Annotated in this window: 13 protein-coding genes; 9 read left to right on the top strand and 4 right to left on the bottom strand. The window is 68.3% G+C overall.

Annotation, left to right across the window (positions count from 1 at the left end; genetic code table 11):
* Positions 1-79: 79 nt before the first annotated feature.
* The 3 genes from BLS34_RS08370 to BLS34_RS08360 form a co-directional block, all read right to left on the bottom strand.
* Positions 80-955, bottom strand: coding sequence for a 50S ribosomal protein L11 methyltransferase (locus BLS34_RS08370; protein ID WP_093149562.1), 876 nt, complete (start codon positions 953-955; stop codon positions 80-82).
* 11 nt (positions 956-966) lie between these two features.
* A complete protein-coding gene (locus BLS34_RS08365; RefSeq protein ID WP_093149560.1) occupies positions 967-3399 on the bottom strand; it encodes an ATP-dependent helicase in 2433 nt (810 codons plus the stop codon).
* A gap of 346 nt (positions 3400-3745) precedes the next feature.
* Positions 3746-5515, bottom strand: coding sequence for a chloride channel protein (locus BLS34_RS08360; RefSeq protein ID WP_028793378.1), 1770 nt, complete (start codon positions 5513-5515; stop codon positions 3746-3748).
* A 131-nt stretch (positions 5516-5646) separates the two neighbouring features.
* Here BLS34_RS08360 and BLS34_RS08355 point away from each other — a divergent pair, with 131 nt between their 5' ends.
* From BLS34_RS08355 to cysS, 4 genes are all read left to right on the top strand, one after another.
* Complete coding sequence (locus BLS34_RS08355; protein ID WP_028793377.1) at positions 5647-6153, top strand: GNAT family N-acetyltransferase; 507 nt, start codon at positions 5647-5649, stop codon at positions 6151-6153.
* A gap of 74 nt (positions 6154-6227) precedes the next feature.
* Positions 6228-7919, top strand: a complete 1692-nt coding sequence (locus BLS34_RS08350) for an NAD+ synthase (RefSeq protein ID WP_093149558.1) — start codon at positions 6228-6230, stop codon at positions 7917-7919.
* 28 nt (positions 7920-7947) lie between these two features.
* Positions 7948-9291 (top strand): glutamate--tRNA ligase, encoded by a 1344-nt coding sequence (gene gltX, locus BLS34_RS08345; RefSeq protein WP_093149556.1) that lies wholly within the window; start codon positions 7948-7950, stop codon positions 9289-9291.
* Between the two features lie 141 nt (positions 9292-9432).
* Positions 9433-10830 (top strand): cysteine--tRNA ligase, encoded by a 1398-nt coding sequence (gene cysS, locus BLS34_RS08340; protein ID WP_093149554.1) that lies wholly within the window; start codon positions 9433-9435, stop codon positions 10828-10830.
* 317 nt (positions 10831-11147) lie between these two features.
* Here cysS and BLS34_RS08335 read toward each other — a convergent pair whose 3' ends face one another.
* On the bottom strand, positions 11148-12749 hold the full coding sequence (locus BLS34_RS08335) for an adenylate/guanylate cyclase domain-containing protein (RefSeq protein ID WP_139189162.1): 1602 nt from the start codon (positions 12747-12749) through the stop codon (positions 11148-11150).
* A 236-nt stretch (positions 12750-12985) separates the two neighbouring features.
* Between BLS34_RS08335 and BLS34_RS08330 the strand changes: the two genes are divergently transcribed.
* From BLS34_RS08330 to BLS34_RS08310, 5 genes are all read left to right on the top strand, one after another.
* Entirely contained in the window at positions 12986-13723 is a 738-nt protein-coding gene (locus tag BLS34_RS08330; RefSeq protein ID WP_028793372.1) for an ABC transporter ATP-binding protein, read from the top strand.
* Complete coding sequence (locus BLS34_RS08325) at positions 13716-14462, top strand: ABC transporter permease subunit (RefSeq protein WP_038013678.1); 747 nt, start codon at positions 13716-13718, stop codon at positions 14460-14462. The genes BLS34_RS08330 and BLS34_RS08325 overlap by 8 nt, the downstream gene beginning before the upstream one ends.
* Complete coding sequence (locus tag BLS34_RS08320) at positions 14459-16435, top strand: GldG family protein (RefSeq protein ID WP_093149550.1); 1977 nt, start codon at positions 14459-14461, stop codon at positions 16433-16435. The genes BLS34_RS08325 and BLS34_RS08320 overlap by 4 nt, the downstream gene beginning before the upstream one ends.
* A 10-nt stretch (positions 16436-16445) precedes the next feature.
* Positions 16446-17519, top strand: coding sequence for a DUF4340 domain-containing protein (locus tag BLS34_RS08315; RefSeq protein WP_093149548.1), 1074 nt, complete (start codon positions 16446-16448; stop codon positions 17517-17519).
* A gap of 75 nt (positions 17520-17594) precedes the next feature.
* Complete coding sequence (locus tag BLS34_RS08310; RefSeq protein WP_028793368.1) at positions 17595-17954, top strand: hypothetical protein; 360 nt, start codon at positions 17595-17597, stop codon at positions 17952-17954.
* Positions 17955-17970 lie beyond the last annotated feature (16 nt).

Here is a 17970-nt window from a genome sequence, read left to right as displayed (position 1 = left end):
CCTTATCGGGCGGTTTGATGCAAAACGGCCGGCACATCATGTGCCGGCCGTTGCTTTTTGTGCGGTGCGGTAAAGAGGCTCACCCCCGCGCGAAGACCAGCGCGCTCCAGCCGTCGCGCCGGTAGCGCCGGATCAGCCGCAGGCCCTGCGCCCGATGCACGGCGATCACCCAACGCTCCTGCTGGTTCAGCAGGCCCGACAGGATGGCGATGCCGCCCGGTGCCAATCCACGCTTCAGGGACGGCGCCATCTCGGCCAGCGGTCCCGCCAGAATATTCGCCACCACCAGATCGAACGGCGCCTTGGCCCGCACCACCGGCGAACGCCAGCCGTTGGAGACCTGGGTGTCGATCCGGCGGGCGACCCGGTTCATCCGCGCGTTCTCCCGTGCCGTCGCCACCGACACCGGATCGAGATCGACCGCCAGGGTGCACGCCGACGGCACCAGCTTGGCCAGCGCCATCGCCAGGATGCCCGAGCCGCAACCCAGGTCGAGCACGTTGCGCGGGGTACGCCGCTTCGCCAGGTCCTGGATCGCCCGCAGGCACAGGGCGGTCGTCGGATGGCTGCCGGAGCCGAAGGCGCGGGCGGCGTCGATCAGCAGCTCAATGCTGGAGGCCGGTGCCGCGTCCGCCACATGGGAGCCGCGGATCCACACCCGGCCCTCGCGGATCGGTGGGAAGGACTGCCGGTTCAGGGCGAGCCAGTCCACGTCCGGCAGCGGCTCGATCACCGTGTCCGGCGGCGGCGTGCCGACCGTGGCGGCGGCCAGCGCCAGCGCGGCGGTGATCGCCGGCCGTGCCGGTTCGTCCTCGGAAATCCCTTCGACCGTCCAGGTGCCGCCGGGGGAATCCTCCAGCGCGGTCACGGCGGACACGAAGGGCGACAGGGCGTCGGCCACGACTTCTGAAGCCTTGGCCGGCACGGTAAGGGCGATGCGCCAAAGAGAGCTCATGGCCGCCGGATTTACGGCTTGGAGACGAAGGTGTCGACCACGTTCTTGTGCCCGGCGTGGTCGAACTCGACTTCCAGCTTGTCACCATCGACCTTGGTCACGGTGCCCATGCCGAATTTCTGGTGGAACACCCGCTCGTCCACGGCGTATTTGGCCGGCTTGGAGCGGTTGACCGTATAGCCTTCGCCGTCGATCACCGGCGCGCGGGTGCGGATGGACCCGCCGCCGCGCCGCATGTAGCCGGGGCCGCGGCCCGCGACCTTACCGGCGGACCGTCCGGCGCTGTCCCAGGCCGGCAGCTTGGCCTCGTCGTCATCGTAGCTGACGCCGTCGCGCCGGCCATAACCGCCCCGGCCGCCACCATAGCTGCTACTGCCGTAGCCGCCGCTGCCCGACCCGTAGAGCCCGGCCTCGCTGATCATCTCCACATGCTCGCTCGGCAGCTCGGAGACGAAGCGCGAGGGGATCGCGCTCTGCCACAGGCCGTGGACCCGGCGATTGGCGGCGAAGACGATCTCGACCTTCTTGCGCGCCCGTGTCAGGCCGACATAGGCGAGCCGCCGCTCCTCCTCCAGGCCGGCGGCACCGTTCTCGTCCAGCGCGCGCTGGTTCGGGAACATGCCCTCCTCCCAGCCCGGCAGGAAAACCACGTCGAACTCCAGGCCCTTGGCGGCGTGCAGGGTCATCAGGCTGACCTGCTCGCCGTCGGCGGCCTCGGCGTTCTCCATGACCAGGGAGATGTGCTCCAGGAACCCGCCCAGGGATTCGAACTCCTCCAGGGCGGTGACCAGCTCCTTGAGGTTCTCCAGGCGGCCCGGCGCTTCCGGCGACTTGTCCTTCTGCAGGGCGGCGGTATAGCCGCTCTCGTCCAGTACCATGCGGGCGAGGTCGGAGGGATCCTCGCTCTGCGACGCCTCGCGCCAGCGCGCGAAATCGCCCATCAGGCTGCCGACCGCCCGGCGCGCCGCCGGCTTCAGCTCGTCGCTCTGCACCAACTGCTCGGCCGCCAGGGTCAATGGCACGTTGGACGACCGGGCATGCTGAAACAGCACCTGCTCGGTGGTCTTGCCGATGCCGCGGGCCGGGGTGTTGATGATCCGCTCGAAGGCGAGGTCGTCGTCCGGCTGGGCGATCACCCGCAGATAGGCGATGGCGTCGCGGATCTCCTTGCGCTCGTAGAACCGCGCACCGCCGACCACCCGATAGGGCACGCCGAGCGTGATCAGACGTTCCTCGAACTCGCGGGTCTGGAAGCCGGCGCGGACCAGCACCGCCATCTCGCGCAGCGGCACCTTGGCGCGCTGGTGGTCCTCGATCCGGTCGCCGACGACCCGGGCCTCCTCCTCGCCGTCCCACACGCCGCGCACGGTCAGGTGGTCGCCGTCCGCACCCTCGGTCCACAGGGTCTTGCCGAGCCGCCCCTCGTTATGGGCGATCAGGTCGGAGGCGGCGGCCAGGATGCGCGAGGTGGAGCGGTAGTTCTGCTCCAGCCGCACGACCTTGGCGCCGGGGAAGTCCTTCTCGAACTTCAGGATGTTGCCGATCTCCGCGCCGCGCCAGCCGTAGATCGACTGGTCGTCGTCACCGACGCAGCAGATGTTCTTGTGGCTCTGGGCCAGCAGCCGCAGCCAGAGATACTGGGCGACGTTGGTGTCCTGATACTCGTCCACCAGGATGTAGCGGAACTGGGTCTGGTACTGCTGCAGCACCTCGGGCCGGGTCTGGAACAGGGTCAGGCAGTGCAGCAGCAGGTCGCCGAAATCGGCCGCGTTCAGGGTGGTCAGCCGGTCCTGATACTGTTTGTAGATCGCCTGCAGCTTGCCGCCGGCCATGTCGCCGGCCTCGGCCACACCGATCTTGTCGGGGGTCAGGCCCCGGTCCTTCCAGCGCTGCAGCACGCCCATGACCACTCGGGCCGGCCAGCGCTTGTCGTCCACGTTCTCGGCCTGGAGTACCTGCTTCAACAGCCGGACCTGATCGTCGGCGTCGAGAATCGTGAAGTTCGACTTGAGACCGACCAGCTCCGCATGCCGGCGCAGGATGCGGGCGCAGAGCGCGTGGAAGGTACCGAGCCAGACCTGTTCGGCGGCCGGGCCGACGATCTTGGCCACACGCTCCTTCATCTCCCGCGCGGCCTTGTTGGTGAAAGTCACCGCCAGCACGTTCCAGGGCTTGGCCTTGCCCATCGCCATCAGGTGCGACAGCCGGGTGGTCAGCACCCGTGTCTTGCCGGTGCCGGCGCCGGCCAGCACCAGCACCGGGCCGTCCAACGCCTCCACCGCCGCCCGTTGGCCCTCGTTCAGGCCGTCGAGATACCCACCGCGCGCGCCGATCGCCGCCGGCGCATGTCCGGGGCCGGGATAGGCCGGCGCCGGGCCGGACGGACGCCGATACCCGGTCGGGTCGATCCCGCCCTTATCATCATTCGAGAACAGATCAGCCATGACCCGACCATATAACATCCCGCCGGAACATCGGCAGACCTAACTCGCCTGTCATGGGGGTCCGGGCCCGCCAATCCGGACATATCGATCCGCGGCCGGCTCGTGCCATTCATCATCGTTGAGAAATTAATAGAATTTAACGTTTTATTATAACGTTTATCTTAGAAGTCCGTTCTGAGATCCGCCTCGTAGGGAGAGGAAGCCCGGTCGGCGCCGTGCCGAAGGGCCGGACGCAAGGATCCCCCGGATCGCTCGGTGCAGTCTTGAGCCGGTCCCATGTGCCTGCGGTTCACGGGGAAACGGGGGGTGCTTCGGCACCCCCCGTACTTGCATCGCCCTCAAGCCATCAGATCGTTTCGCCGTGTTCCTCGGCCTGCTGGGTGATGAGCGCCTGGTTGTAGGCCCGCATCACGTCGCGCTCGTGCAGGCAGCCGATCAGGCGCATCCGCGCCGCCGAATCGACCACCGCCAGCAGCCCCTCCTCCGCCTCGGAGAAGCGCCGGATCGCCTTCTCCACGTCGTCGCCGAGTTCCAGGAAGGGCGGATGCTTGCGGGCCAGATCGATCGCCGTGTACTCGCGGTCGTGGGACAGGTCGAACGCCACCTCGCCCAGATCGGCCAGGGTGATGGTGCCGACCAGCTTCTCGTCCGAATCGATCACGAACAGCTCGTTCATCGGCGCCAGACGCAGCCGGTTGCGCAGGCTGTCGAGGCCGGCATCCATCTTCACGGAAACGTGATCCTGCTGCATCAGGTCGTGGACCTTCAGGTTGCGCAGGGCGGTGACGTCGTGGCCGCCATGGATATGCACCCCGCGTCGGCGGAGCTGGTCGGTGAAGAAGGACGGGCTGTGCCACACCCGGGTGATGACCGAGGCGATGACCACGGCGATCATCACGCCGACGGTCAGCTTGTAGTCGCCGGTCATCTCGAAAATCATCAGGATCGTGGAGATCGGCGCCCCCAGGGTCGCCGCCGCCACCGCCCCCATGGCGATCAGCGTGTAGGCGCCGTGCCCGGAGGCCAGATCCGGGAAGGGAATGGCGGCGACGATGCCATAGGCGCCGCCGATCATCGCCCCGATGAACAGCGAGGGCGAGAACACCCCGCCGCCGAACCCGGCGCCGAGGCACAGGGCGGTCATCAGGATCTTCAGCACCGCCAGGGTGAGCATCAGCTCAAGGCCGTAGCCCTCGGCCTCGTTCAGCGCCCCGTCCATCGCCTCGTAGCCGACGCCCAGGATCTCGGGAAACTCCAGCGCCACCACGCCGACCACCAGCCCGGCCAGGGCCGGGTGCAGCCAGCGCGGCAGCGGCAGGCGCTGTCCCTGCACCTCGACGAAGGCGGCGACCCGCATCAGCGCGATAGCCGCCACGGCACAGACGCCGCCGAGGATGACGAAGGCAGGGAACTCCAGGAACGAGGTGATCTGGTGACCCGGCACCTCGAAGGCGGGAAAGTCGCCGAACCAGATCCGCGACAGAATCGTCCCGAAGACCGAGGCGATGACGATCGGGGCGAAGGCCGACAGCGCGTAATGGCCGATCACCACCTCAAGGGCGAAGAACACCCCGGCGATCGGCGCGTTGAACGAGGCGGCCACCGCGCTCGCCACGCCGCAGCCGAGCAGGGTGCGGGCCTGGCTGCGGGTCAGGTTGAGCTGGCGGCCGAGGAAACTGGCGAGCGAGGCGCCGAGATGCACCGCCGGCCCCTCGCGGCCGACCGAGGCGCCGCAGCCGATCGAGGTGGCACTGATCACCGCCGCGCCGAGCCCCTGCCGCATGGACATCCGCCCGACCCGCAACGCGCTGGATTCAATGACGTTGGCGACGCCCTGGGGCCGGCCGCCGGGCATGACGTATTTGCAGAACAGCCCGACGAGCAGACCGCCGATCACCGGCGCCAGGATCAGCCGCCACCACTCCATCTCCGCCGCGAAGGTCGCCACCCGGTCGGAGCGGAAGCCCAGGAACAGCAGCTGCAGGAAGTCGATGGCCTCGCGGAACAGGATGGCGCCGCCGGCCGCGGCACCGCCGACCACCACCGCGACGGCGGCCATGACCACCTGGTCGTTGCCGACCAGCCGCTTCAAGTCCTGAATGTACCGGTTCGCCATGAATGCGGGGACCCGCCGGGAAACGTAACAGAGACGGCAGCTTAGCGACGATCGACGATCCGTCAAAGACCTGACGGCACGGAAAGGAAAGCGGTTGGCGTCCCAGGTGTTGCGGGAATAGCATCATCGCCATGGACATCACGATCAGACCCGCCCGGTTCCGGGCCCCCGAGGAGACCGGCGAGGACGACGCCGAAGCCGTCCGCCGTCTGGTGCGCGCCCTGGCCCAGGTGCAGGAGGCCGCCGACTACGTCACCGGCAGCGTCGACGACCTGCGCCGCGACGGCAGCGGCGAGCGCCCCTATTTCCGGGCGATGATCGCCGAGCGGGCCGACGGCACGGCGGTCGGCCTGGCGGTCTATTACTTCGTCTATTCGACCTGGGCCGGACGGCCGAAGCTCTACGTCGAGGACCTGTATGTCGACGGCGACCTGCGCGGCACCGGCCTCGGCCGTCGGCTGATGGCCTCGCTCGCCCGGGTCGCGATCGACCATGGCTGCGTCAAGCTCGACCTCTCGGTGAAGACCGACAACAAGGCCCGCGACTTCTATTCCCGCCTCGGCCTGACCCGCAGCGGCACCTGGCTGCCCTATACGGTGGGTGGCAGCGACCTCGAATCCCTGGCGTCCAGCGGCTGACCGCCGCAATGACAACCGCGCCGACCGCCTGATCCGCATTGCCCCGGCCCGCAGGCCGCGCTAACTGTTTCGCCATGACAGACAAGCTCATCATCACCCTGGCCCAGCTAAACCCGCGCGTCGGCGATATCGAGGGGAACTTCGCCAAGCTGCGACGCGTGCGCGCCCAGGCGGCGGCCGAGGGTGCCGATGTGATCCTGACGCCGGAACTCTACGCCTGCGGCTATCCGCCGGAGGATCTGGTGCTGAAGCCGATGTTCGTGTCCGAGGTGCGCGACGCGGTGGAAGCGCTGGCAGCCGAAACCGCCGATGGCGGGCCGGCGATCCTGCTCGGCGCCCCCTGGGCCGAGGACGACAAGCTGTACAACGCCCTGGTGCTGCTCGACGGCGGCAAGGTGCAGGGCGCCCGCTACAAGGTCGACCTGCCGAATTACGGCGTGTTCGACGAGAAACGGGTGTTCGATGTCGGCCCGATGCCGGGCCCGATGGACGTGCGCGGGGTGCGCATCGGCGTGCCGATCTGCGAGGACATCTGGACGCCGGACGTGGTCGAATGCGTGAGCGAGACCGGCGGCGAACTGCTGCTGGTTCCCAACGGCTCGCCCTTCGACAGCCAGAAGCTGGACAACCGCCTGCAGCACGCCACTTCCCGCGTGGTCGAGAGCGGGCTGCCGATGGTCTATCTGAACCAGGTCGGCGGCCAGGACGAGCTGGTGTTCGACGGCGCCTCCTTCGTGCTGAACGCCGACCGCACGGTCGCCGCCCATCTGCCGGCCTGGGAGGAGGCGGTGGTCACCACCACCTGGACCCGCGGCCCGGACGGCTGGTCCTGCGCGACGACCGAGACGGTGGAGCCGAAGACCGGGCTGGAGGCGACCTACCGCGCTATGGTCGTCGGCCTGCGCGACTACGTGACCAAGAACGGCTTTCCCGGCGTCATCCTCGGCATGTCCGGCGGCATCGACAGCGCGCTGTCGGCCGCCGTGGCGGTCGACGCGCTCGGCCCGGACAAGGTGCGCTGCGTGATGATGCCGTCGCCCTATACCAGCGACCACAGCCTGGAGGATGCGGCCGCCGCCGCGAAGCTGCTGGGGGTCGACTACACGACCGTGAACATCGGCCCGGCGATGCAGGCCTTCGAGACCATGCTGGCCGATCAGTTCGCCGGTACGGAGCCCGACATCACCGAGGAGAACGTCCAGGCCCGCTCGCGCGGCATCACCCTGATGGCCCTGTCCAACAAGTTCGGCCACATGGTGCTGTCGACCGGCAACAAGTCTGAGATGTCGGTCGGCTACGCCACGCTCTATGGCGACATGTGCGGCGGCTATTCGGTGCTGAAGGACGTCTACAAGACCACGGTGTTCGCGCTCTGCCACTGGCGGAACGCCACCAAACCGGCCGACTGCCTCGGCCCCGATGGGCCGGTGATGCCGGAGCGAATCATTACCAAGCCGCCCTCGGCCGAGCTGCGCCCGGATCAGAAGGACGAGGACAGCTTGCCGCCCTATCCGGTGCTGGACGGCATCCTGACCGAGCTGATCGAGAACGAGACGCCGGTGGCCGACATCGTCGCCAAGGGCTATGACAGCGAGACCGTGCTGAAGGTCTGGCGCCTGCTGGACCGGGCGGAATACAAGCGCCGCCAGGCCCCGCCGGGGGTGAAGCTGACCAGCCGCTCCTTCGGCAAGGAACGGCGTTACCCGATCACCAACGCGTTCGTCGGTGTCTATCGCCCGAAGAAGACGCAGCAGGCGGCCGAATAGCTCGGCAAACCGACCCAACGGGGACATCATGACCGTACGCGTCCGTTTCGCGCCGAGCCCGACGGGGCTTCTGCATGTGGGAAATACCCGCCAGGCGCTGATCAACTGGCTGTTCGCCCGCGCCCAGGGCGGCGAGTTCATGCTGCGCTCCGACGACACCGACACCGAGCGCAGCACCGCCGAGTTCGCCAAGAAAATCGAGCGCGACCTGAACTGGCTCGGCCTCGCCTGGGACCTGTTCGCCCGCCAGTCCGACCGGCTCGACCGCTACGCCGCCGAGGCCGAACGGCTGCGGGAGATGGGTCGGCTCTATCCCTGCTACGAGAGTGCCGAGGAGCTGGCGCTGAAACGCAAGCAGCAGCTCTCCGCCGGCAAGCCCCCCGTCTACGATCGCGCCGCCCTGTCCCTGAGCGACGCGGAGAAGGCCGCCAAGGAAGCATCCGGCATCCGGCCGCACTGGCGCTTCAAGCTCGACCATGAGGTGGTCGCCTGGGACGACCTGGTGCGCGGCGAGAGCCGGCAGGACATGGCGTCGCAGTCCGACCCGGTGCTGATCCGCGCGGACGGATCGCCGGTCTATTCGATGGCCTCGGTGGTCGACGATATCGAGTTCGGCGTCACCCACATCATCCGGGGCGAGGACCACGTCACCAACTCCGCCACCCAGATCCAACTGTTCCGCGCGCTGGGTGCGGAGCCGCCGGTGCTGGGCCACACCTCGCTGATCGTCGGCGCCGACGGCGCCGGCCTGTCCAAGCGCCTCGGCAGCCTGAGCCTGCAGGACCTGCGCGAGACCGACGGTCTGGAGGCGATGGCGATCAACTCCCTGCTCGCCGGGCTCGGCACCAATGAGGTGGTGGCCGCCACGGCGCTGGATCAGCTCGTCGACGGTTTCGACATCACCCGCTACGGCCGCGCCACCCCGCGTTTCGACCCGGCCGAGCTGGCGCAGATGAACGCCAAGATCCTGCACGAGACGGCCTATGGCGATGTCGCCAGCCGCCTCGCCGATCTCGGCGTGGAAGGTGGGGAGGCGTTCTGGACCGCGATCCGCGGCAACATCGCCAAGCTGGCCGAGGCCGGCGAGTGGTGGGTGGTCGTCGGCGCCCCGATCGTGCCGGTGATCGCCGAGGAGGACGCCGAGTTCTGCGCGACGGCCGCCGACCTGCTGCCGCAGGGCGAGCCGACCGCCGAGACCTGGGGGGCCTGGACCGGCACGCTGAAGGCGGAGACCGGCCGCAAGGGCAAGGGCCTGTTCATGCCGCTGCGCAAGGCGCTCACGGCACGAGAACGTGGACCGGAACTCGGCGATCTGTTACCTCTCATGGGCCGCGCGCGGATCGTCTCCAGGCTGCGCGGCGAAACCGCTTAACCGAGAGGAATCCATGTTCGCGCGCCGCCCGCTCACGTCGATCGGCACAGCGTTCTACACGACGGCCGAGGTCTGTCGCTGATCGCGCCTGCGCTTTCGCGCCCGCCGACAGCCTGAACCAGACCCACCGGAGTCCGAGACATGGATCTCAAGATCACCAACACGCTCCTGCGCGAGAAGCAGGTCTTCACCCCGATCGACCCGTCGAACGTGCGCGTCTATGTCTGCGGCCCGACGGTCTACGACTACGCCCATGTGGGCAACGCCCGCCCCGCCGTGGTGTTCGACGTGCTGATCCGCGTGCTGCGCGACCTCTACGGTGCCGAGCATGTGACCCACGTCGCCAACATCACCGATATCGACGACAAGATCATGACCCGTGCCAAGGAGCGCGGCGTGGCGATCGAGGCGCTGACGCACGAGACGACGGAGATCTACAACGCCGACATGGCCGCCATCGGCGTGAACAGGCCGGACGTGCAGCCCCGCGCCACCGGGCATGTGGGCCAGATGATCGCCCTGGCCGAGCGGCTGATCGAGCGCGGCCACGCCTATGCGGCGGACGGCCACGTGCTGTTCAACGTGCCGTCGATGACGGATTACGGTCAGCTCTCGCGCCGCGACCGGGACGAGATGATCGCCGGCGCCCGGGTCGACGTCGCCCCGTACAAGCGCGACCCGGCCGATTTTGTGCTGTGGAAGCCGAGCGCCGACGACCAGCCCGGATGGGACAGCCCCTGGGGCCGCGGCCGGCCGGGCTGGCACATCGAATGCTCGGCCATGGCGGCGGAGCATCTGGGCGAGGTGTTCGACATCCATGGCGGCGGGCTCGACCTGATCTTCCCGCACCATGAGAACGAGATCGCCCAGACCCGCTGCGCCTTCGGCCACGCGACCATGGCGAATTACTGGATGCATAACGGCTTCGTGACGGTCGAAGGCGAGAAGATGTCGAAGTCGCTGGGCAACTTCTACACCGTCCACGACATGCTCCAGGAATGGCCGGGCGAGGCGGTCCGGCTGCTGCTGCTCTCGGCCCATTACCGCCAGCCGCTGGACTTCTCCAAGGCCGGGTTGAAGGAAGCAAAGACCCAGCTCGACAAACTGTACGGCGCCCTGCACCGGGCGGCCAATGACGGGCACTATCCGGACTGGAACCTCGACCGCAACGACAACCCGGTGCTGGCCGCCCTGTGCGACGACCTGAACACGCCGCTGGCCATCGGCGCGCTGCACCAGGTGGCACGGGAGCTGAACATCGCGCTCGATCATCATCGCAGCCGGCAGATCCCGGAGCTGATGGGCAAGCTGCTGGTCTGGGGCGAGCTCCTCGGCCTGCTCCAGGGCGACACCGACGCCTGGTTCAAGGGCGAGGCCGGCGACGACGTGGAAGAGATAGAGGCCCTGATCGCCGCCCGCATCGAGGCCCGCAAGGACAAGAACTTCGCCGAGGCGGACCGCATCCGCGACGACCTGAAGGCCCGCGGCATCGAACTGGAAGACGGCGCCGGTGGAACCACGTGGAAGCGGGCCGGGTAGCAGTCGTTTGATCGGGATCTTCGGTCGCCGATCGCCGGCCCTTCGACACGTCCCCCGAACCTAAGTCCAAGGTGCTGCTCTAGAGACCTCACCCTGAGCAGCCCGGCGATGAGCCGGGGCGTGTCGAAGGACCGGACGACACAGTCTCTTTGGACAGATCATGTCTGACCGAATCGTCTTCCCGGCCTTGCGCCGGGATCCGGGAGCGGGGCGACTGGATCTCCCGGGAGGGTTCCGAAGCGTTCCGGCAAGCGTCACCCTGGGCCCCGGCACGAGGCCGGGGAGACGGGTTGAGTGGAGAGAAGCGGCGAGGTCCCCTACACCCCCAGCTCGGTCGCATCGGCCACCGTGTGGATCACCATCGCCTGATCCCGTCCCCGCACCTCGATCTCATGGGTCGGATAGCTGCCAAAGGCCACGCCCGACGCCCGCGCCAGCGCCGCCGACACGATGAGCTGGGCGCCGAAATCCTTGGTCAGGGCCTCCAGCCGGCTGGCCGTGTTCACCGTGTCGCCGACCGCCGTCACCCCACGCACCCGCCCGTAGCCCATCTCGCCGACAATGGCCGTGCCGAGATGCAGGCCGATGCCGATGCGCAGCGGCGTTTCCAGGTCTCCGGCCAGGGATTCGTTCAGATCGACCAGCCGCCGGGCCATGTCGCGCGCCGCCGCCACCGCCTGGCGCGCGCCCTCCTCCGGGTCGCCGTTCACCCCGAACAGCGCCATGATCCCGTCGCCGATGAACTTGTCGATCCGGCCGCCGGCGCCCTCGATCGCCGCCCCCATCTCGGCGAAGTACCGGTTCAGGATGAACACCACGTCATAGGGCAACCGCTCCTCCGACAGGGTGGTGAAGCCACGGATATCGGCGAACAGCACCGCGATCTCCAGCTCTCGGCCCTGCAGGTAGCTCGGCCCGCCCCTCGTCTCCGCCAGCCCCGTATTATGCGGCGGCAGCAGCGGCGTGATCTCCAGGTCGTCGACCACCCGGGCCTGGCAGGCGAGCCGCACATTCGGCGGGGCGGAGATCCGGTGCAGCACCTTCGCTTCCGCATCGTCGGGCGCCGGCATGTTCTCCAGCCCGCGCGAGATCCGCACCCGGCAGGTCGAGCAGCGCCCGCGCCCGCCGCAGACCGACGCATGCGGGATGCCGTGCATGCGGCTGACATCGAGCAGGGTCATGCCGCGAATCGCCTGCACCGACCGGCCGGCGCCGTAACCGACCCGCACCCCCTGGCTGCGCCGGTGCAGCGCCAGGCGCACCCAACGCGCGGCGAAGGCGAACATCACCACGCTCGCATAGCCCGCCTTGATCTGATCGAACCGCAGCAGCCAGGCGGCGATGGTCGCGTTGTCCGGCAGATTGGCGGAGCCGACGGCGAGCGGCAGCCAGCCCGGGGTCGCCGCCAGGTCCACCACCGTCATTCCGGCGGCGACGAATCCGGCCAGCGACAGGGCAGGCAGCAACACCGCCGCCGACAGCAGCCAGGACTTCGCCCGGTCGTACCAGGCGGCAAAGCGCAGCCAGAGATGCAGGCCGACGCAACCATGGGCCCAGGCGACCAGCACCGCCGCCGACTGGTTTACCGCCCCCACCGGATCGAAGACCCACAGGTTCAGCAGCACCCAGGTATGGTCGTCGCTGAGGCCGTAGAGCTCGTGCATCAGCCGGTTGCTCAGGACGTGGCGCAGCACCAGCAGCGGGATGGTCAGGCCGAGGGCGAGCTGCACCACCTCCGGCACCGCCATGGCCTTCAGCGAGTCGCGGTAGTAGATCGCCCGCAGCGCGATCAGCATGTGCAGCAGGACGCTGCCATAGAGCAGGATTGAGACGGCCTGGGTGCGGACGACGGACGCGATCAGCGCGAGCCCGGCATCCAGGGCGGCGAGCGACCACAATCCCGCCACATGATTCGCCAAGTGTGCGCTCACGTATGTGAACAGTACGAGGCCCGTGTAGAGCCGGATTCGGGAGATGATGGGGGACCAGGAAATGCGCCGCTCCGGACGACCGCTCCGCCGCTGCATGTCGATTGCCGTCATCCGTCTGCTCCCGCCACCCGGCGACAATAGCCTAATGTCTTGAATTTCGCTGTAATTTCGATAAATGACGGACCCAACCATCGGTTACGTCACGCACATCAGATGAGCGTCCCATGACGACAGCGTTGTCCGTGCGCGGACTGCATAAGAGCTTCGGCCCGGCGAATGCCCGCAAGACCGCGGTCGACGGCCTCAGTTTCGAGTTGGAGCAGGGCGAGGTCCTGGGCTTTCTCGGCCCCAACGGCGCCGGCAAGTCGACCACGATGAAGATGATCTGCGGCTTCCTGGCGCCCGATGCCGGCACCGCCATCGTCTGCGGCCACAACGTGCTGAGCCATCCGATCGCCGCGAAGAGCGCCATCGGCTACCTGCCGGAAGGCGCGCCGGCCTATCCCGACATGACGGTCCTGGCCTTCCTGGACTTCATCGGCGCCATCCGCGGCTTCGACGGGGCCGAGCGGGGGGAGCGGGTGGCCGACGCCATGGCCAAGACCCAGCTCAAGGAAGTGGCGCACCAGCCGATAGAGACCCTGTCCAAGGGCTTCAAGCGCCGGGTCGGCCTGGCCCAGGCGCTGCTGCACAATCCGCCGGTGCTGATTCTGGACGAGCCGACCGACGGCCTGGATCCGAACCAGAAGTTCGAGGTCCGCAAGCTGATCAAGGAGATGGCCGCGACCAAGGCGATCGTGATCTCCACCCACATCCTGGAGGAGGTCGACGCGGTCTGCACCCGCGCGGTGATCATCGCCCGCGGCCGGATCGTCGCCGACGGCACCCCGGCCGAGCTGCGCGGCCGCTCGACCAGCGGCAATCTGGACGACGTATTCCGGGAGGTGACGGCCAATGTCTAGGACCGGACGCAACGTCTGGCTGGTGACGGCGCGCGAGCTGAAGGCGTATTTCGCCACGCCGCTGGCCTATATCTTCATCGTCATCTTCCTGATCCTGGCCGGGGCGATGACGTTCTTCGTCGGCGGCTGGATGGACCGGGGGCAGGCCGACCTGCAGCCGTTCTTCACCTTCCATCCCTGGCTCTACCTGTTCCTAGTGCCGGCACTCTCCATGCGCCTGTGGGCGGAGGAGCGGCGGACCGGCACGATCGAGCTGTTCCTGACCCTGCCGGTGACCATGGTCGAGGCGGTGGTCGGCAAGTATCTGGCCGCCTGGATCTTCACCGGCATCGCGCTGGCGCTCACCTTCCCGCTGTGGATCACGGTGAACCAGCTCGGCAATCCGGATAACGGGGTGATCGCCGCCTCCTATATCGGCAGCCTGCTGATGGCCGGCGCCTTTCTGGCGGTCGGCTCGATGATCTCGGCCACCACCAAGAACCAGGTCATCGCCTTCGTGGTGACGACGGCGGTGCTGTTCGTGTTCACCCTGGCCGGCTCCAACGTGGTGCTCGACGCGATCCGGTCGTTCCTGCCGGCTACCGTGGTCGACATCGTGTCCGGCTTCGGCTTCCTGACCCACTTCCAGTCGATCGCCCGCGGCGTCATCGACCTGCGCGACGCGATCTTCTTCGCCTCCGTGATCGTGCTGGCGCTGGCCGCCAATGCGCTGATCGTCGACCTGAAGAAGGCGGAATGACCATGGCTACCGTCGACGCCCCCGCCGCCGGCACCAAGGCCAAGAAGGCCCGACCCGCACCGCAGAACCGGCTGACGGCGATCGCGCTGTTCCTGCTGGCCGCCCTGTTCGTGTCGATCAACGTGCTGGCCGCCTTCTCGCTGACCAGCTACCGGGTCGATCTGACGGAGGATCAGCTGTTCTCCCTGTCGCCCGCCACCGAGCGGGTGCTGAGCCAGCTCGAGGAGCCGATCACCCTGCAGTTCTATTACTCCAAGCGGCTGGGCAGCCAGTACCCGACCTACGGCGTTTACGCCGAGCGGGTGCGCGACATGCTGCAGGAATACGCCGACCGCTCGCGCGGCAAGATCGTGCTGGAGATCTACGACCCCGAGCCCTTCACCCCGGTGGAGGACCGCGCGGTCTCCTACGGCCTGCAGTCGGTCGCCCTGGAAGGGGTCGACGGCAACGTGTTCTTCGGCCTGGTCGGCACCAACACCACCGACGACGTGGAGCAGGTGGCGTTCTTCCAGCCGGACCGCGAAGCCTTCCTCGAATACGACATCACCAAGATGATCTACGCCCTGTCGACGGGCACGACCGGCAAGGTCGGCATCCTCGGCAACAAGAAGATCACCATGGACGTGCGCATGGGCCAGGGCGGCCGGCCGGAGCAGCTTCCGCCGGCCCTGGTGACCACCCGGATCGAGGAGGTCCTGGAGGTCGAGGAACTGGACGAGGAGGTCGAGGTCATCCCCGACGACATCTCGATCCTGATGGTGATCCATCCCAAGACCCTGCCCGAGCGCACCCGCTTCGCCATCGACCAGTACATCCTGGGCGGCGGCAAGGCGGTGATCTTCGTCGACCCCTATTCCGAGGCGGACGGCTGGCAGGCCGCGAACGGGCCGGTCAACGGCGCCGCCAGCTCGCTCGACGAGATGTTCGAGGCCTGGGGTCTGGAGATGCCGACCGACAAGGTCGTCGCCGACCGCTTCGCCGGCCGACGGGTCGGCAATGCGACCGGCACCGGCTACGTCACCTACGTGCCGTGGCTGCTGCTGCGCGGACCGAACCTCGACGGCGACTCGCCGATCACCGCCCAGGTGGACAGCGTGGCCGTGGCCAGTGCGGGCTACCTGAAGCTCAAGGAAGGCTCGCCGCTCACGCTGGAGCCGCTGCTGACCTCCAGCCCCGGCTCCACCCTGTTCGACGTGAAGCAGGTGGCGACCCAGCGCCCCAACCCGCAGGCGCTGCTCAACCAGTACCGGGCCGGGCCGGAGCGCTTCGTCATCGCCGGGACGCTGACCGGCGAGGTGCCGACGGCGTTTCCCGACGGCCAGCCGGAAGCGGTGGAGGGCGGCAATCCCGAGCTGCGCCACGATTTCGACGTGGTCCGCGAGGCGTCGGCCGGCCCGATCGACGTGATGGTGATCGCCGATACCGACCTGCTGGACGACCGGTTCTGGGTCAACTACCAGAACTTCCAGGGTCAGCGGGTCGCGGTCCCGGGGGCCGGCAACGGCGACTTCGTCGCCAACGCGCTGGACGCCATGACCGGCTCGTCGGCCCTGCTGGACCTGCGGGGCCAGGGCAGCACCTACCGTCCCTTCGAGGTGATGGAGACGCTCAAGCGCGACGCCGACCGCACCTACCAGGCGAAGGAGCAGGAGCTGCGCAACACCCTGGAGGAGACCCAGAAGAAGCTGCGCGGCCTGCGCGAGCGTGACGGGTCGACCGGCGGTCCGGTGGCGCTCAGCGAGGAGGAGCAGGCGACCATGCGCCAGCTCCAGGGCGACGTGCTGCGGATCCGCAGCGAGCTGCGGGGCGTCCAGGCTTCCCTGCGCTCCGACGTGGAGCGGCTGGAGCGCGAGCTGCAGTTCATCAACATCGCGCTGATGCCGATCCTGGTGGCGCTGTTCGCCCTTGCCCTGTCCGTGATCCGTGCAAGACGGCGCCGGCGGCGGATCGAAACCGCCGACGCCGGCGCGTGAGGAGGCTGCGATGATCACCCGACGCACCGTCACCCTGCTCGGATCCCTGACCCTGCTGACCGCGATCGGCGCGGCGGTGGCGATGGTCGACCGGCTGTCGGAGGTCCGCACCGAGGTCCAGGCGGAAACGCTGTATCCGGAGTTCGACCGCCGCGCGTCCGAGGTCCACCAGATCGAGGTGATCCGGGCCGAGGACAACGAGGACGGCACCATCTCCATCGTGCGCACCGGCGACGGCTGGATCCTGCAGCAGCGCGACGGTTACCCGGCCCGCACCGATACCATGCGCAAGCTGCTGTTCGATATCGGCCAGCTCGAGCTGATCGAGCGCAAGACCGCCGATCCGGGACGGTTCGACCGGCTCGAGCTGCGCGACGTCGCCCAGGAGGGCTCGAAGGCCTCGCGGCTGGTGATCACCACCGCCGACGGCGAGACCCTGGTGGACCTCCATGTGGGCAAACGCCGGGAAAGCCTCTCCGGCGGCGATCCCATGGTCTATGTGCGCCGCACCGACGAGACCCAGACCTACCTGGCCGAGGGCTCCCTGGAGATCAAGGGCAAGGCGCCGCTCTGGCTGTTCCGCGAGGTGGTCGACGTGCCTCAGGCCTCGATCCGCCGGGCGCTGCTGGTCACCGATACGGGCGTGCGCACCGAGCTGGAGCGGGTGTCGGCCGACGGCCGCGACTTCCGGATCGTCGACCTGCCCGACGGCCGGACGGTCGACTCCCAGTATGCTGTCAACAACGCCGCGACCGTCCTCGACAAGCTGATGTTCGACGACGTGCGCACCGCCGACGGGCTGACCTTCGATCCGGCCCTGGGGCATGCCGAGTTCACCACCCGGGACGGCATCCTCTACACCGCCGAGTTCGCCGAAGCCCCATCGGCGGACGGCGCCGAGGCGCCGACCCGCTGGATGCGGGTGCGCATCACGGTGCCGTCGGGTGCTCCGGAGGAGGCGCGCGCCCTGGCCGAGAAGCACCGCGAGCAGACCGAGACCTGGGCCTTCCGGATCTCCGACTGGGAGATGGAACGGCTGACCGCGACGGCGGAGAGCCTGACCAAGCCCGCCGAGGCGAGCTGAAGCGCATTCCCCTGGGCGATTGAGCCCAGGCCCCCCGCGCTCTACGATTGCCGGAACCGCGAGGGAGGATGCAACGTGCCACGCTATACGCCCGGTCCCTGGAAGATGCGCCCGAACGGCGAGCTCTGGTCCTATCGGCGGGGCGCCAACCCCTCGCAGATCGGCACCATGTCCTGGACCGGTGCGGCGGATGAACGCGACGGCAACGCCCGGATCATCGCCGGCTCGGTCGATCTCAGCGAAAGCATGGAGGAACTGATGCTGATCGTCTGCCAGCCGGAGGTCGTCGCCGCCATCCAGGGCTGCGACCGCATCTCGGCAAAATCGCGGATGATCATCGAGAACGCCCGCACCACCCTGGAGGAGGTCACCGGCCGCAAGCTGCCGGAATGGCCCAAGCGGGATCCGCACGACACCCGGCTCGAAACCACCTGACACCGACGGGCGCATC

The sequence above is a fragment of the Thalassobaculum litoreum DSM 18839 genome (assembly GCF_900102465.1).
Classification (GTDB): domain Bacteria; phylum Pseudomonadota; class Alphaproteobacteria; order Thalassobaculales; family Thalassobaculaceae; genus Thalassobaculum; species Thalassobaculum litoreum.
Note: the sequence above shows the minus strand (reverse complement) of the source record. Positions and strands in the feature narration are given on the sequence as shown.